Origin of the sequence: Marinobacter persicus (assembly GCF_002934325.1) — a bacterium.
In the GTDB taxonomy this organism is placed as follows: Bacteria; Pseudomonadota; Gammaproteobacteria; order Pseudomonadales; family Oleiphilaceae; genus Marinobacter; species Marinobacter persicus_A.
The window spans coordinates 1-14,839 of the sequence record NZ_PTIV01000018.1; the positions used below are offsets into that span (position 1 = coordinate 1).

10 protein-coding genes are annotated in these 14,839 nt (G+C 58.6%); 5 read left to right on the forward strand and 5 right to left on the reverse strand.

Translation table 11 applies throughout. The annotated features are described in order from the left end of the window. Positions 1-182 precede the first annotated feature (182 nt). Positions 183-767, reverse strand: a complete 585-nt coding sequence (locus tag BY454_RS10325; RefSeq protein WP_258075623.1) for an SCO family protein — start codon at positions 765-767, stop codon at positions 183-185. Continuing rightward, complete coding sequence (locus BY454_RS10330; protein ID WP_104416384.1) at positions 764-1,615, reverse strand: cytochrome c oxidase assembly protein; 852 nt, start codon at positions 1,613-1,615, stop codon at positions 764-766. The genes BY454_RS10325 and BY454_RS10330 overlap by 4 nt, the downstream gene beginning before the upstream one ends. A gap of 183 nt (positions 1,616-1,798) precedes the next feature. Between BY454_RS10330 and BY454_RS10335 the strand changes: the two genes are divergently transcribed. Both BY454_RS10335 and ftsH read left to right on the forward strand, forming a co-directional pair. Next, positions 1,799-2,515 (forward strand): glutathione S-transferase family protein, encoded by a 717-nt coding sequence (locus BY454_RS10335; protein WP_219820636.1) that lies wholly within the window; start codon positions 1,799-1,801, stop codon positions 2,513-2,515. A gap of 84 nt (positions 2,516-2,599) precedes the next feature. Then, a complete protein-coding gene (ftsH, locus tag BY454_RS10340) occupies positions 2,600-4,594 on the forward strand; it encodes an ATP-dependent zinc metalloprotease FtsH (RefSeq protein WP_104416383.1) in 1,995 nt (664 codons plus the stop codon). A gap of 32 nt (positions 4,595-4,626) precedes the next feature. Here the strand turns inward: ftsH and BY454_RS10345 are convergent, their stop codons facing one another. After that, entirely contained in the window at positions 4,627-6,159 is a 1,533-nt protein-coding gene (locus tag BY454_RS10345; protein WP_104416382.1) for a cryptochrome/photolyase family protein, read from the reverse strand. Between the two features lie 192 nt (positions 6,160-6,351). Between BY454_RS10345 and hemN the strand changes: the two genes are divergently transcribed. Continuing rightward, positions 6,352-7,770: an oxygen-independent coproporphyrinogen III oxidase gene (gene hemN, locus BY454_RS10350; RefSeq protein ID WP_104416381.1), complete on the forward strand. Its 1,419-nt coding sequence runs from the start codon at positions 6,352-6,354 to the stop codon at positions 7,768-7,770. 18 nt (positions 7,771-7,788) lie between these two features. On the opposite strand, the gene BY454_RS10355 is transcribed toward hemN, so the two are convergent. Both BY454_RS10355 and BY454_RS10360 read right to left on the reverse strand, forming a co-directional pair. After that, on the reverse strand, positions 7,789-10,530 hold the full coding sequence (locus BY454_RS10355; protein WP_104416380.1) for an EAL domain-containing protein: 2,742 nt from the start codon (positions 10,528-10,530) through the stop codon (positions 7,789-7,791). Between the two features lie 16 nt (positions 10,531-10,546). After that, complete coding sequence (locus tag BY454_RS10360; RefSeq protein ID WP_104416379.1) at positions 10,547-12,577, reverse strand: methyl-accepting chemotaxis protein; 2,031 nt, start codon at positions 12,575-12,577, stop codon at positions 10,547-10,549. 287 nt (positions 12,578-12,864) lie between these two features. Here BY454_RS10360 and ubiU point away from each other — a divergent pair, with 287 nt between their 5' ends. Both ubiU and BY454_RS10370 read left to right on the forward strand, forming a co-directional pair. Continuing rightward, positions 12,865-13,860, forward strand: a complete 996-nt coding sequence (ubiU, locus tag BY454_RS10365; RefSeq protein WP_104416390.1) for a ubiquinone anaerobic biosynthesis protein UbiU — start codon at positions 12,865-12,867, stop codon at positions 13,858-13,860. A gap of 12 nt (positions 13,861-13,872) precedes the next feature. After that, complete coding sequence (locus BY454_RS10370; protein ID WP_104416378.1) at positions 13,873-14,772, forward strand: U32 family peptidase; 900 nt, start codon at positions 13,873-13,875, stop codon at positions 14,770-14,772. Positions 14,773-14,839 lie beyond the last annotated feature (67 nt).

The window sequence follows — 14,839 nt, forward strand, 5'->3', positions numbered from 1 at the left end:
AGTGCTTGAAGCGAGGCATCTGACAGCTCCTTGTCTGTTTGCCTGATCCTACCAAACTGACCCTCGGATTCGGAGTTTTTCTACAGCCTCAACGCCCCGTGCAGGGTGATCGTGTTGCCGGCTCTGGAGAAAACCGATGAGCCGGCCGAGAACGCCGACAGCGCTGACTGCAATAGCGAACACTAGTTCTGGTCAGCCAGTCGAGCCAGGTCCTCACTGATTTGCTGTGGCGAGAGGTCTGGGCGCAGGAGTAATCGGGCCTGGCCTTTGTGGTCGAACACATAGACGGCACTGCTGTGAGAAACGTTGTAGTTGCCGTTTTCATCCGGTTCGTCGTAGCCGAAGGTCGTGCGATAGCGTTTGCTGAGAGCGCGCAGTTGAGGTTCGGTGCCAGTCAGGCCGGTTATTCGTTCCCCAAAGAAATCCACGTAGCTGGCCAGTCGCTCGGGGGTGTCCCGTCCGGGGTCCACACTGACAAAGAGTACATCTACCTGTTGGCGTTGGGGTTCGGGAAGTTCGTTGATGGCCATGCGCAATCTGGCCAGGGTATCCGGGCATACGTCCGGGCACGAAGTGAAGCCAAAATAGAGCATTCTCAGGTGGCCAGCAGAGTCTCCGGCGTGCACGGGCTCGCCGTTGGTGCCAGTGAGCTCGAAGGCCAGTTCTGGCATCAGCCCGCTGATATCCTTGCCGTGCCAGTCAGCGTCATTGCTGCAGCCGGCCAGCAAAGTTCCTAGAGCCAGCAGTGCAGTTAGCAAATACCTCACGACACACCTCCATTGGCCAGGGATTGAGACCGGGATTGATGCGGTCGCGGTGTATCCCCGTGCATGGCCCGGCGCAGCAGAATCAGTATGCCCAGGATGCTCATCATCGCCGGGGGAATCCAGGTCAGCAGGCCGCCCAGCAGTTGGTCGGTCTCCGGGGCCATGGGCCAGGCGCGACCACACACCTCGTATACGTCGTAAACCATTTCCCGGGAAAACACGATCCAGGCGCCCAGCACCATCTGGGGCAGGGCCGCCAAGGCCAGCATCAGCATGCGCTTTCCATAGCCCAGGGCGGCGCTGGTCGCCGGTGAACGCGGGTCAAGGATGAGCCACCAGAACAGCAGGCCATCCAGCAGCATGCTCCAGTTCATCAGCCAGTACAGATCCCGGGAAAGCATGGCGTCGAAGTGCACGGTCGGCCACAGCCAGAAATAGATCAGGCCAACGAACAGGACCGTGGCAATGACCGGTTGTTGCAGCACCCGATACAGCCAGGCGAGGGGCCGAAGCCAGGGTTTGCTGGCCAGCCCCAGCGTCCGGTGCCAGAAGCGAAGCACCGGCAGGGGATTGGACAGGGCAATCAGGAACGGCCCCAGGTGGTGGAGGATCAGATGCTGGCCCCGATGCACGAAGAACATGTACTGGGAGTAGTAATCAAAGCGCGTCTGCATGACCCCGTAACACAGCAGCACGCCGATCACGAAGGTCACCACTTTGCCGGGTCCCGGGCGCTCATGCGCCGGCATACGCAGCAGCGCCACGCCATACAGCCCGAGCGCCAGCAGGGAGCCGGCAACGGTCAGGGGCGAAAAATCATAGGGCAACAAGTAATCAACGCCGGACATGGGGCCACTTTATCTTTCTTATTGGACTGCCTTGAGTTTTGCTGGCATCCCCGGCTATTTCAAGCTGGCATGCCCGGCTACTTCGAGAAAGGAGAGTGATACCGGCGTTTGACACATCAGGCATGGGGTGTAGCGTGGAAGTAAGGCGACAGTCTTCAACACACTGGAGAGGAGGACGTAGCCATGATGCTTGATCTTTATACCTGGAGTACGCCGAACGGGCAGAAAGCCTCGATCATGCTGGAGGAATCCGGGTTGCCGTACCGGGTGACGGCGGTCGATATCTCCAAGGGTGAACAGCATGACCCTGAGTATCGAAGAATCAGCCCGAACGGCAAGATTCCCGCCCTGGTGGACCACGATGCCGAAGGCGCGGCCGGCCAGCCCCGCCGTATTTTTGAGTCAGGCAATATTCTGATTTACCTGGCCGAGAAAACCGGGCAGTTGTTGCCCCAGGCCGGCGAAGCCCGCACCGAGGTTCTGGGCTGGCTATTTTTCCAGCAGGCCCATCTCGGCCCCATGGTAGGGCAGTGGCACTGGTTCAAGAACGCCGCGCCGGTTGAGAGTGACATTGGAATCAAACGTTATCGCGAAGAGAGCCTGCGCCTGCTGGAGGTCATGAACGGTCGCCTGGGTGAGGCTTCCTACCTTGGCGGGTCGGACTACAGCATTGCCGATGTGGCCAGCTACGCCTGGACCAAGACAGCCATTGACGAACTGGCCCGGGAAGATGCCGAAGCGGTGGCGGGCTTGCGGCCGTTGCTCGACTGGCTGAAACGGGTCGGTGAGCGGCCCGCCGTGGAGCAGGGCATGGCCATTCCTAATGATGAGCAGAAACAGGACACCGCCGACCGGGCGCCGTTTAAAGGCCCGGCTGGCGGTGGCAGCGTGTTGCCCTGACAAGGCCCCGGGCTGGGTCGAAGATCGTTGACGGTGGGTTTTGTACTCAGGGCTGTTTCATTTTTTGACCAGTAAGGAGCTTTAATGCGAGTCAGGGCTTACCGTTCTGAACAATCGCCCAAACAGTCGCAGCATGACGATGAGGGACCGCGGAAACCGTCAGATCCCATGGTGGAGCCGGGCCAGAAGAACCAGCCTCCGCAGTGGCTTCGGGTGGTGAACTTTCTGCTGCTAACCTTCTTGATCTTCTATGCCGTGGAAATGTTGACCCAATCCAATGCCCAGGAACTAACGTTCACCGAGTTCCGGGAGCGGGTGACCTCCGGCCAGGTTTCCGAGGTCACCATCGAGGGTCACCAGGTACGGGGTATGCTGAAAGCCACCGAGGGTTCCAGTGACGCATCCGGGGAGCAGCCGTTCCAGAGCTATGTGCCCGAAGTGGGCGAAACCCGCATCGTGGAATTACTCGAACAGAACAATGTGCCCATTACGGCGAAAGAGTCCGGACCGGACCTGTTGTCGCGGTTGTTGGTCAACTTCCTGCCCTGGCTGATCATTTTCGGCATCTTCCTTTACATCTGGCAACGGGTTGCCCGCCAGATGACCAGCCAGCAGGGGGGTGGCGGTCTGTTCAGCATGGGCAAGAACAAGGCCAAGCGCTTCCGGGAGGACGACCCCCAGAAAACCTTTGCCGACATCGCCGGTTCGGACAACGCTAAGAAAGACCTGACCGAGATCGTCGATTACCTGAAAAATCCGTCCTACTACCAGCGCCTGGGCGCCAAGCTGCCGCGCGGCGTGCTGATGGTGGGGCCGCCGGGCACGGGCAAGACCCTCATGGCCCGGGCCGTGGCTGGGGAAGCCGGCGTGCCGTTCTATTCCATTTCCGGCTCGGAATTCATTGAAATGTTTGTCGGCGTCGGCGCCTCCCGCGTTCGCAACATGTTCGAGGAGGCCCGCAAGGAATCCCCGGCGATCATTTTCATTGATGAACTGGACGCCATCGGCCGCTCCCGGGGCGCCGGTGTGGGCGGCGGCCATGACGAACGGGAGCAGACCCTGAATCAGATCCTGTCGGAAATGGACGGCTTCTCGCCCCACGAAACCGTGGTGGTCATGGCCGCCACCAACCGTCCGGACGTGCTGGACCCGGCCCTGCTGCGCCCTGGCCGGTTTGACCGGAAGGTGACCCTGGACCGGCCGCACCGGGAGGCCCGGGAACGCATTCTGGGCATACACACCAAGTCCAAGCCCCTGAGTGATGATGTGGATCTGGCGGCGGTTGCCCGCCGGACGGTGGGCTTCTCCGGGGCGGATCTGGAGAACCTGGCCAATGAGGCGGCCTTGTTTGCCGGCCGTGAGGAAAGCCAGTTGATTGAACCACGCCACTTCGACCTGGCCCGGGACAAGATCCTGATGGGCGCCGAGCGTGAACAGGTGCTGAGTGACGATGAGAAACGGGTGATCGCGTTCCACGAATCCGGCCATGCCCTGACGGCCCTGCTGTTCCCCAAGGCCGATCCGCTGGAGAAGGTCACCATCATTCCCCGGGGGCAGGCGCTGGGGCTGACCGAGCAGGCACCGGACGAGGATCGCCTGAACATGAGCGCCAGCTACGCCCGGGACCGGATTGCCGTCATGCTTGGTGGTCGGGCCTCGGAGCAGCTCATTTTCAATGAAGTGAGCAGTGGCGCGGAGAACGACATCGAGCAGGCCACCAAGTTGGCCCGTCGCATGGTGTCGCGCTGGGGGATGAGCGATGTCATTGGCCCCGTGTCGGTGAGTTCCAGCCAGGAAGAGGTGTTCCTGGGGCACGAGATTTCGAGGGAGCGGGACTTCAGTGAAGCCACGGCCGAAAAAATTGATGATGAAGTCCGCAAACTGATCATGGGCATCGAAAAGGACGTGGCCCAGCGGCTGGCGGATAACCGCAAGCGCCTGGAGCGCCTGGCCACCACCCTGCTGGAGGAGGAGACCCTGGAAGCGAAGGAAATCCAATCCCTTTTGGACATCGACGATCAGGCGGGTCAGTCAGAAAAACAGGGCTCGGTGGACGGCAAGCAGGAAAACCAGGATTGAGGCAGCGGCGCGGTTGTTACCGCGCCTCACCCTCACAGCGTCTCAATCTGTTCGAGTAGCTGTTCGGCACGCCGGAGCAGGGCGGCGCGCCTTTCCGGTGCCTGCTTGTCCCAGTTGCGGTACATCATGCCCATGCGCGGGTTACTGGCGAAATCGTCTCGGTGCCGGTCGATAAAATGCCAGTACAGGGCGTTGAACGGGCAGGCCCGCTCGCCGGTGGCGTCCTGTACCTTGTAGTGGCAATGCTTGCAGTGATCCGACATGCGCTGGATGTATTTGCCGCTGGCGGCGTAGGGCTTGGAGCCCAGGTAGCCTCCATCCGCATGCATCACCATGCCCAGCACGTTGGGCAGTTCCACCCAGTCGTAAGCGTCGGCGTAAACCGCCAGGTACCAGTCGCAGATCTCCTCGGGTTTTATTCCGGCCAGCAATGCAAAATTGCCGGTGACCATGAGCCTCTGGATGTGATGGGCGTAGGCGTTGCGTCGGGTGGCGTCGATGGCCTTGTGCATGCAGCGCATTTTTGTGTCCCCGGTCCAGTAGAACCAGGGCAGGGCGCGGGTGTTGCACAGGCGGTTTTCCCGGGCATAGCCGGGCATGTTCAGCCAGTAGATGCCCCGGACGAACTCTCGCCAGCCCAGGATCTGGCGAATAAACCCTTCCACCGCGTTCAGGGGCGCGCGCCCGGAATACCAGGCCTGGGCGGCCGCCTCACACGCGGTTAACGGATCCAGCAGGCCGCAGTTGATGTACGGCGAGAGAATGGAGTGAAACAGCCAGTCCTCGCTGTCGGACATGGCATCCTGGTAATCCCCGAAACAGGGGAGGGCGAAGTCGAGAAAATGATCCAGGGCGGCCCGGGCGTCTTCAGCCGTGACGGCAAAGTGGAAGTCGTCGGTGGTGCCGAAGTGGTCGGCGAAGTGGGTGTCCACCAGCTCGATCACCTCTTGGGTGATGGTATCCGGCTCCACCCGAAATGGCGCTGGCGCCGGCGGTTTGCCAGTCCACTTTTTCCGGTTGTCGGCATCGAAGTTCCACTGCCCGCCCTCGGGCTCGCCGTCCGGCGTCATTAGCAGGCCGGTTTTTCGGCGCATCTCCCGGTAGAAAAATTCCATGCGCAGCTGTTTTCGGCCCTTGGCCCAGCTGGCAAATTCGCCCTTGCCGGCGATGAAACGGGTGTCCGGGCGAATCTCCACCGGCACGCCCAGGCGCTCGGGCCACTGCTGGATCTGTTCGTGCAGGCGCCACTCGCCGCACTCGGTGGTGACGATCCGGTCGAAGGCGCCGCTGCCCAACTGGTCGGCGATCACGGCTTCGAGACTCTGGTGAGGATTGTCCGGGTGAAAGCGCTGGTAATGCACCTGCCAGCCGTGGTCACGTAACTGGTCAGCAAAGTGGCGCATGGCACTGAACAGCAGCACGAGTTTTTTCTTGTGGTGGTTGGTATAGCTGGCTTCCTCGGCCACTTCCGCCATGACTATTCGGTCTCGGGTTTTGTCGGCGTGTTCGAGGGCAGAAAGCTCGGGTGACAGCTGGTCGCCCAAGACAAGAATCAGGTTGGCCATGGCCGGCTCCGTTTCAGTTTTATCCTTTGGGATTATCCACAAGAGGTAGGCACAATACGCCATGGGCGCAAGGGTGGTTCAGTGCGCAAACTGGTACACTGCCGTGATTCGAATCAATCGATCAAGCGTGCCGGTCAGGCATAATGCCCGCCTTCCCGCACGCCGATATTATTTACGTTCAGAGTGTTAACTATGGCCTCCGATACCGCTGCATCCGCACAGACCGTTGAACTGCCCGAATTCATCTGGGATGAAAACCTGATCCGCCGCTATGATCTGAGCGGCCCGCGTTATACCTCCTATCCCACGGCGGTGGAGTTCGATCGGAACTATTCCGTGGAAGATATGGTGAAAGCCGCCGGGCGCAGCAAGCAGGCCGGTGGTCCGATTTCCCTGTATACCCACCTGCCGTTCTGTGCGCACCTTTGCTACTACTGCGCCTGCAACAAGGTGATCACCAAGAAGCGCGACAAGGCGATGCCTTACGTGGAGCGGTTGCTGAAAGAAGCCGCCATCCAGGCCAAGCTTTTTGGCGCTGACCGGCCGGTTAAGCAGCTGCACTGGGGCGGTGGTACGCCTACTTTCCTGCCGAAAGACGTGATGCAGCATCTGATGGCCGGCTATGGCGAACTGTTCAACCTGCAATCCGGCGATGATCACGACTACAGCGTGGAGATTGACCCGCGGGAAGTGGATCAGGATACCCTGCCCACGCTATGGGATCTGGGCTTCAACCGGATCAGCCTGGGTGTTCAGGACGTGAACCCGCAGGTACAGAAGGCCGTTAACCGCATACAGCCCCAGGACATGACCCAGGGTGTGCTGGACGAAGCCCGGCGCATTGGTTTCCAGTCCATCAACCTGGACCTGATTTACGGCCTGCCGTACCAGACCCCGGAGAGCTTTGCCGAAACGCTGGAAGAAGTCATCAAGATGTCTCCGGATCGTCTCTCGGTGTTCAGCTATGCACACCTGCCGGATCGCTTTTACCCGCAAACCCGGATTCAGGCGGATACGCTGCCAAGCCCGCAGCAGAAGCTGACCATCCTGCACAACACGATCAATCGCCTGCTGGAAGCCGGTTACGAATACATCGGCATGGATCACTTCGCCAAGCCCGATGACAGCCTGGCCGTGGCCCAGCGCCAAGGCCGGCTGCACCGGAATTTCCAGGGCTATACCACGCATTCGGATTGCGATCTGGTGTCACTGGGCGTATCGGCCATTGGCCAGACCGACGATGCCTATTTCCAGAACAACCACGACCTGGAAGCCTGGGAGAAGTCAATCGATGCAGGACAACTGGCTATTATTCGTGGCGTAAACCTGAGCCGCGATGACCGGGTTCGCCGGTGGGTGATCGGCCAGTTGATCTGCCAGTTCCGGCTGGACCGTCAGCAGTTTGCCAATGAGTGGAACGAGGATTTTGACCGGTATTTCGCCGACGAGCTGAAGCGCCTGAAGCCGATGATCGAAGATGAACTGATTGGCGATGATGGGCGGGTGCTGCAGGTACAACCGGCAGGGCGCTTGCTGATTCGCGCCATTTGTCAGATCTTTGATCTGTATCGCAAAGAGGGCGCCAGCCAGCGTTTCTCCCGGATTATCTGAACAAACCCGGGCCGGCTGTCAGCCGGCCTTTCTCTGGCGCCAGGCTGCGGGTGGTTTCCAGGTCTGGCGCCAGGAGTCAAACTCGTGCGCCGGCATGGGCCGGGCGATACCAAAGCCCTGCGCATTGAGGCAACCGAGTTCGATCAGGGTGCAGCCCTGTTCTGTGGTTTCCACGCCTTCGGCAATCACATCGAAATTGAAGGCTCTGGCCAGTCCGATGATGCCCTTGATGATTGCCCTGTTGCCTTTGTCGTCTTCCATGTCACGGACGAATGACTGATCAATCTTCAGCGTGTCAGCTGGTAGTCGCTTGAGGTAATCCAGTGCAGCGAAACCGGTACCGAAGTCATCCAGCGAGACGTGCACGCCCAGTTTCCGGCATTCGGTCAGTACTTTGCCGGCCAGCTCGATATCATTGATGGCCGTACTTTCCAGAATTTCCAGTTCCAGACTGGCGGGATTAAAGCCGGGATAACGACGGATGTGGCCGCGTAACGTTGATATAAAGTCCGGGTCCAGCAAGTGCACGGCATTGATGTTCACGCTGACGCTGACGTCGATGCCCCGGGCTTTCCATTTTTCAACCTGGGAGATAGCGGTATCGAGAACCCAGTTGCCGATGTCGATGGAAATCGGGTGCTGTTCCACCTGAGGCAGGAATGCGCCCGGCGGTATCATGCCACGCTCCGGATCCTGCCAGCGTAACAAAGACTCAACACCCAGCAGTTCTCCGGTGGCCATATCCACCTTCGGTTGATAGTGCAGACAGAGTTCGTTTTCGACAATGGCCTTTTCCAGCCGATGGAGCAGTTGTGAAAACGCGCTCTGGTCACGTCCCTGTTCCGGATCAAACCAGCTGAGGCGGGCCCTGCCATTGTGTTTGGCCTGGTGCAGAGCTTCGGTGGCGTGGCGAATCAGGGTGTCGGCGTCACCGTCATCTTCCGGGAAGGCGGTGGCGCCGATGCTGGCAGTCAGAGTCGTCGTGAAGCCATCGAATTCGATGGGTTGCGCCAGCTCCTGTTGCAGGCGTTCCAGCAAACGACGACCCTTTGCCGGGTTCTCAAGTTGTTCAATGACAACCAGCAGTTCGTCGCCGCCTGTGCGGGCAATGGTGTCGCAATCGCGCATGATGGATTGCAGGCGCCGTGCAATGCGTTCAATCAGTACGTCGCCGGCGGCATGGCCGTATTTCTCGTTGATCTGGCTGAAGTGGTCGAGGTCAAACGCAGCCACAACGATCTGGTCATTTGAGTGTTTTGCCAGCATGAGCGCGTGTTCCAGCCGGTCTCTGAGCAGGATCTGGTTGGGCAGGCCTGTAAGCGGGTCGTGGTAAGCCCGGTACTCCAGCTCGCGCTCGTGTTGAGCCGCTCTGTCAGTAATGTCGGAGGATACTGAGACATAGTTTTCAATATTGCCATGGCGGTTGGTGATGGCGTTGATGGTGGTCAGCTCGGCAAAAAACTCGCCATTCTTGCGCCGGTTCCAGATTTCTCCCTGCCACTTGCCGGTGGTTTTCAGTTCCTGCCAGAGCTGCTTGTAGAACTCCGGGCCCTGCCGGCCGGACTGAAGCATGTTCGGATTGTGGCCCAGAACCTCCTGGCGGGAGTAACCGGTGTTTCGGGTGAAGGCGTCGTTCACTTCGATAATGTTGGCCCGGCTGTCGGTTACGGTAATCCGGTCATGGGTGTGCTCGAACACGGCTTTGGTCAGCAGGAACCTAAACTGTGTTTGCTGGAAAATCAGTACCGCAAAGGTAAGGCAGGCCAGCAGCGTCAGTGGTGAAATGAGTAGATAGCGCCAGAGCTCTTCCCGGGCCGAGGCCAGAAGCTGGTCCGTTTCACCGCGAATGGTCTCGGCGAGTCCGGTCTCCAGGCGGGTAAGTAGCCTGGCTCTGTCAGACTGCTGAACAAACCATTCTTCGGGGCGCGTTTCCTGCAAAAGCGTTGAGGGCTCGGAACTGTTGATCAGCCGGTTGCGTAATGCCGTTATCGGCGATTCGAGCGTCAGGTCTGCATAGCTGGCACTGTTATCGATCTGGCTGCGATAGCCCGTTAACACGGTCTGTTGTTTGGCTGCCAGGGCCACCAGCTGTTGCTGCTGCGGGTCTGTCAGTTCATGGGAGATAATGGCCCGGGCAATGATCAGGCGCTCCTGGCCGAGTAACTCCTTGAGACGGTTGAGAATAAAATAGGCATTGAGCTTGCGCCCGATCTGGTTGTGCTCTGTCATTGCTGACAGGCGGCCGATCAGGTTGTTGAGCTGTTCGATCCGACTGGTGAAGTATTGATCTGTTTTGTCAGAAGTGGTTGTTTCCTGATCAATCCCGGACCGAATGTCTGCCAGCTCGTATAATGAGTGGCTGAGCGTTCTCAGATCACTTAAATAGGAGGAGCTGGCACTCCGGGGCATGGGCTGATCGAGTTGCACCCGGAGCGAGGTAAGGTGATTGTCGGTGGCGGTCCGGGCTTCGCGTAGATATTCCCGGAGCTTGGCCGGGTTGTCGCTCTCAAGGAGCGTGATGCTGGTGCTGCGTTCGCGCTGTAACTGGCCAACCAGGTTCCCGGCCTCTACAGCCAGCGATGTGTGTCTTTCCAGCCGTTCGAGATCGCGGGTGACCTGATAGCGATCTGCCGCACTGAAGAATGTCATCCACACCACGGCAACCACCAGTGGTGTGAATGCGAGCAGAAAGCGGACTGACAGGGGAAATCGGTCAAACTTTCTGAGAGCTTTGGTTAGCCAGGGAGTCGAGTCGTTCAAGCTTGGTTATCCGGCCTCATGCATTATGGTCATTAACCTTGAATTCGTTAGCCAGATCCTGTAGCTCTCGAGCAAGCCGTGCCTGCTCTTGGGTTACTTCCGTGATCTCCTGCGACCCAGTCAGGGACAGCATAGCAACTTCACTGACAGATTCCATGCTGGTGGCCAGTTCCCGGGTCACCGCTACCTGCTCTTCCGAGGCAGTGGCAATCTGGGTGGCCATGTCTGAAATCCCGTTTACGTCAGTCAGGATTTCAGCAAAGGTTTTCTCCATCTCTGAAGCCTGTTCACTGGTTTCGTTAGCCAGTGTGTGGCTTGAGACAACGGAGCGGCTGGCGCTGCCAGTGATGTCCTTGAAGCCGTTGATGATTTCTTCTATCTGGGTAGTGGACTCATGAGTCTGTTGAGCGAGGGTACGAACCTCATCTGCCACTACTGCAAATCCTCGCCCGTGTTCACCGGCACGGGCTGCCTCAATCGCTGCGTTCAGCGCCAACAGGTTGGTCTGGTCCGCAACCTTGCGGATGACATCCACTACATCACTGATAGAGCCGCTGCGTTTTTCAAGCTCTTCAATGACTTGATTGACCTCCTGAACTGATTCGGCCAGAGAGCGAATCTGAGACACGCTTGAGTGTAACACACGCTCGCCGGTCTGGCTTTTTTCCATGGCGCGGCTGGCGGCATCGGCGACTTCCTGGGTGTTCTGGGAAATTTCCTCTGAGGTGGACGACATTTCCTCAGTAGCGGCAGCCACCTGTTCGATCTGTTGCTGCTGTTTTTTAAGCTGGCTGGCGTTCTGGGTAGCGGTACTGCTGGTTTCCTCAGTCGCCGTGGCCAGTTGGACGCTGGAACGGTCAATCTGCAGCAGTGCGACGCTGAAGTGTGAGAACAGCTGGTTGATAGCCTCGGCAATGGTGCCGATTTCATCCTTGCTGGTCACCGGAATCTCGAGGCTCAGATCTTTGTTGTCCATGGCCTCATGCAGTTTGCTGCGCAGGGTATGTACCTGACAATGAATGGCATGGATGATCACGAGCATCAGGATGATTACCAGAGCTGTAGCGGCAGCCGCTATGGTCGAGACGGTAATCAGACTGTTGCGCGCGCGGGAAACCGCCTGTTCGGCCATGCTGTCTACCTGCTCCAGCATCTGACCTCCGATGCTGTTCATGGCCTCAATCCGTGTGGTTGATGCTGAAAACCACTCGGCTGCTTCCAGTGCGTACATGCCCGCAGCGCTGCTGAGCAGTGTTTCTCTCTGCTCCAGCAGTGCCCGGTTTTCCGGAGTGCTCAGGAAGGCTTCAAGCTTTTCGCGGACGCTGCCTTCGGCTGACAGCAGGGTCAGGGCTGAATGGAGGTAAGCATCCTGACGACCGGCCAACGACGTAATCTGGCCCAGGCGGGGCAGATTAAAGTTTCCACTTCGAATCAGGCTGGCGCCGGCAGCTCGCTCACGCCCTGACATTTCGCCCGCTTCTGCAAGCGCAAAGTAGGCATTGAGCTGACGGGTAAGTTCGGGGTCGGTGGCCCGGCGTATAAGCAGCGGGACCCGGTTTACAATCTCCATGATAACTTCGGTATATCGACCGCCGGATTCCGGTGCCGCGATATTGCGGTTGTCGATCTGCTGTCGCAGAGCAGGCAGGCTCTTGGTGTGTTGCTCAAAGCGTTCGATGCTGCTCTGAACCACACCGTCAAAGGTAGAGTCCGCAAGCAGGTTTTCGAGCTCAGAGCGGTAGCTGGACACAGCACGGTCGGTGGCCTCTCGTTGGGACTGCAACGCCTGAGCTGCCTGGCGGGCCGCATCAGAACCGGCACCGCTGGCCAGCAAAACAGCAGAACGACCCCGTTCTTTTTGCAGTTGCTCGACCACGGGGTCGCCAACTTCTGCAAGCCGGACCATGTCTTGCAGTTGCTGCATGCTTTTCAGTTCACCGGCCGTGTCGGTGATGTTTTGCGCCGCAAACAGAATGAGAGCGATAAGCGGGGGAAGCACCAGTGTGATCAGTTTTCCGCGCATCGACAGATTGTTGATGAGATTCATGCCTGAGCCTCTTGGGTAGATAGGCTGGCGATTATGACCAAGTGCAGATGAGTGGGGTATCGGCGGATTGGGGTAAGTGTTTAGGTAGAGGATTTTTCGTAACGCATTGTAAGTAAAATGTTAATCGGCTGATTCCGTGAGGTTTTCAGGGTGGGTCAGGGGTAGTACGTAGAGTACCTCTTTGTAGTTGTAGGTATTACCAGCTTTCGATGGCTGTGCTGATAAAGGTCAAGGTGTGTGGGGCGGCCTCTGGTTATGGTGCCGATATGCTTCCTCTGGAGAGTGCCATGGAACTTGTGTGCCCCGCCGGCAGTCTGCCGGCTCTGAAAAAAGCAGTGGATAACGGTGCCGATGCCGTTTACATCGGCTTCCGCGACAGCACCAATGCCCGCCAGTTTGCCGGCCTGAACTTCAACGACAAACGCGCCCGCGAAGGCATCGAATACGCCCATGCCAGAGGCAGTCGGGTATTCTGCGCCATTAACACCTACCCGCAACCAGACGGCTGGGAGCAGTGGAAGGGGGCGGTTGACCATGCCGCGAGCCTGGGTGTGGACGCCATCATCCTGGCTGACATGGGCCTGCTGGATTACGCCGCCAACAAATACCCGGATACACCCCGGCACCTGTCCGTTCAGGGCTCGGCCACCAGTTACGAAGCCCTGGCGTTCTACAAGGACAACTTCGATATCCGCCGGGCGGTTCTTCCCCGTGTGCTGTCATTGGACCAGGTACGGGGCGTGGCCAGACACAGCCCGGTGGAGCTGGAAGTTTTTGCGTTCGGCAGTCTTTGCATCATGGCCGAAGGGCGCTGTTACCTGTCCTCCTACCTGACCGATGAATCTCCCAACACCCGGGGTGCCTGCTCGCCGGCCAAGGCCGTGCGTTGGCAGGAAACACCGCAGGGGCTGGAATCGCGCCTGAACGATGTATTGATTGATCGGTATGGTCAGGGCGAGTCGGCCGGTTATCCCACCTTGTGCAAAGGCCGCTTCGACGTTGAAGGCAGTGTGTATCACGCCATTGAAGAGCCGGTCAGCCTGAACACCATGGACTTGCTGCCAGAATTGCAGGAACTGGGCATCAGCGCCGTAAAAATTGAAGGCCGCCAACGCAGCCCCGCCTACATTGCCGATGTTGCCCGTACCTGGCGCCAGGCGCTGGACAGAGTGCAGGCTGATGCTGAGCACTTTGCCGTGGACAGCGCGTGGCATCACACGCTGTCGGGACTTTCCGAAGGTGGATTGACCACCATCGGCGCTTATCATCGCAAGTGGAAATAAGGTGTACCGTTTATGATGAAGCTCTCTCTTGGCCCGATCCTGTGGTTCTGGAGCAGGCAGTCCGTTTTCGACTTCTATGGCGAGGCTGCGGAATGGCCAGTGGACACCATTTATCTGGGTGAGGTGGTGTGCTCCCGTCGTCGGGAACTGAAACCGGACGACTGGCTGGATCTGGCGCGGGATCTGAAGGCCTGTGGCAAGAACGTGGTGCTGTCCACGCTCACGCTGATCGAGTCGGAAGCGGACCTGCGCCGCCTGCGCAAGTTCTGCGAGCAGGACGAGTTTCTGGTGGAAGCGAATGACCAGAGCGCTCTGCAGGTGGCCATTCGCAACCGCATCCCGTTCATTACCGGCCCCTCAATGAATATCTACAACACCGCTACCCTGAAAATTCTTGCGAAACAGGGATTGCAGGGCTGGAACCTTCCGGTGGAACTGGGCAAGGAAACACTCGAGCAGCTGATTGCTGAACTGAAACACGAAGATCTGGACTTGCCGGCGGAAGTGTTCTCCTGGGGTTTCCTGCCCCTGGCCTGGTCGTCCCGCTGTTTTACCGCCCGCCATTACAACCTGCCCAAGGACAACTGTCAGTTCCGCTGCCTGGAGCATCCGGACGGGATGGAGCTGCGTTCCCGGGAAAACCAGGAACTGTTCCGCCTGAATGGCATTTCGACGCTATCTGGCTCGCGCTACGATCTTATGCGGGAACTGCCGGATATGGAGCAGATGGGGGTTTCCACCGTGCGCCTGAGCCCGGAGCATCAAGGGATGGGCGAAGTGGTCAAACGTTTTGACCAGGTTCGGCGAGGGGAAGCTCCCGATACTGACCCGCTACAACTGGTAGAAGCGCCTCCTTGCAACGGTTACTGGTATGGCAGGCCGGGGATGGATCTGCAAAAAGGGAGTTCCTGAATAGATAGGATTCATAATAGATACGATTCATAATAGATCCTGGTTGTCGCTGTAATATCACAGCTTA

Excerpts from the sequence above, each read along its gene's own strand:
- ftsH (WP_104416383.1), top strand. The coding sequence starts at position 2,600 with ATGCGAGTCAGGGCTTACCGTTCTGAACAATCGCCCAAACAGTCGCAG.
- ubiU (WP_104416390.1), top strand. The coding sequence starts at position 12,865 with ATGGAACTTGTGTGCCCCGCCGGCAGTCTGCCGGCTCTGAAAAAAGCA.
- BY454_RS10330 (WP_104416384.1), bottom strand. The coding sequence starts at position 1,615 with ATGTCCGGCGTTGATTACTTGTTGCCCTATGATTTTTCGCCCCTGACC.
- BY454_RS10360 (WP_104416379.1), bottom strand. The coding sequence starts at position 12,577 with ATGAATCTCATCAACAATCTGTCGATGCGCGGAAAACTGATCACACTG.
- hemN (WP_104416381.1), top strand. The coding sequence starts at position 6,352 with ATGGCCTCCGATACCGCTGCATCCGCACAGACCGTTGAACTGCCCGAA.
- BY454_RS10370 (WP_104416378.1), top strand. The coding sequence starts at position 13,873 with ATGATGAAGCTCTCTCTTGGCCCGATCCTGTGGTTCTGGAGCAGGCAG.
- BY454_RS10345 (WP_104416382.1), bottom strand. The coding sequence starts at position 6,159 with ATGGCCAACCTGATTCTTGTCTTGGGCGACCAGCTGTCACCCGAGCTT.
- BY454_RS10335 (WP_219820636.1), top strand. The coding sequence starts at position 1,799 with ATGATGCTTGATCTTTATACCTGGAGTACGCCGAACGGGCAGAAAGCC.